The organism is Bartonella sp. AP7XZML (assembly GCF_042195745.1).
Taxonomy (GTDB): Bacteria; Pseudomonadota; Alphaproteobacteria; order Rhizobiales; family Rhizobiaceae; genus Bartonella.
Map to the genome: position 1 here is coordinate 1 of NZ_JBHIOT010000008.1, position 1,310 is coordinate 1,310.

Annotated in this window: 1 protein-coding gene; it reads left to right on the forward strand. The window is 48.0% G+C overall.

From position 1 onward, the window contains the following. Positions 1-1,310 (forward strand): DUF637 domain-containing protein (locus ACFILT_RS00680; RefSeq protein WP_375679427.1); only part of this gene is annotated, 1,310 nt, incomplete at both ends.

Genomic DNA, 1,310 nt, shown 5'->3' on the forward strand with positions numbered 1-1,310 from the left:
ATATCATCACCCTCAATGCGAAGACAATCATTGATGGTACTGCAAAAATCCGTGACACGAATGAATATGGTTTTGTTGATCGCAGTGGGCAGCAGGCTCAAATCATTTCTATACAGGATTTAAACATTCACTCCCTTGGCGATTTAAGCATGACTGGTGGCCAATGGAGCAGTGGCGGTCCGATGACGGTGATTGTCGATGGTTCTGCTACGTTTGGTTCATTAGTACTAGAGAGTGACCATAAGGAGACATTGGAAAAAGGGCATTATAACGCCCAAAGCAGTGAGCACCGTTTGGCAGAAGTCAACAGTGATGGAGATTTGACCATTGTCACAGGTGGTGAACTGAACCTTGAGGGAAAGTTTAAAGCCAAGGGCAATGGGGATTTCACCAGTGGTGGCGCTCTCAACGCGATTTCAGAGCAAGATTTTAACAGTTTTGATTTGGATCTGAGGGGCAAAGAAGGCGACAAATCGAAGCAAAAGAATAAGTTTCGTCAACAGTCAACAGAAGTTACTACAAACAAAACCACGATAGAAACAGAGGGCAACCTCTCCATGCATGCGCAAAATGGGGATCTCACGCTTGATGCCATAGGGGCAAAAAGTGGTGGTCAGACGCATTTGGCATCAGATAAGGGGAAGATCAAGTTTCTGACCAACAAGGATCAAGATTTTAAGGACGTTTATCAGCGTAATGAAAATCTTGTGTGGTGGAATGAGAGGGACAAAGGCTATCTGAAGGAGACCATCGAGCATGTCACCATAGATGCTAAGGGTGGCATAAAGCTTGATGCGGGTGATGGCTTTGTTGTTGAGTATCAGGCAACCGGTGATTTAGACAAATCCCTTGAGCAATTGTCTCGCTCCCCAGGCATGGCATGGATCAAGCAACTGCGTGATGATCCAGAATTATCCAAGCAAGTGGATTGGCAAGCAGTTCGAGCTGAATTTAAAGACTGGGATTATAAAGCCCAAGGGCTGACAGAAGCCGGTGCGGCTCTCGTGGCATTGGCTGTCACGGCGGTTACGGGTGGAGCAGCCTCGGGCGCTGCCAGTGCCATTACCGGTGCTTTGGGGCTTGGCTCGAGCACCGCCATGAATGCGGCGATACAGGCAGGTGTCCAAGCGCTGATTAACAAAAGCGCTGTGGCTCTTGTCAATAATCGCGGCAATATTGCCGGCGCCTTGCATGAGCTTGGCTCTTCAAAGAATGTTCTCAGCATTGTCTCATCGATGTTAACGGCGGGCTTAACCAGCCAAATAACGGAAATGGCAGGTGTTGGACAATCTTTGCCAAAAACCGCTCCT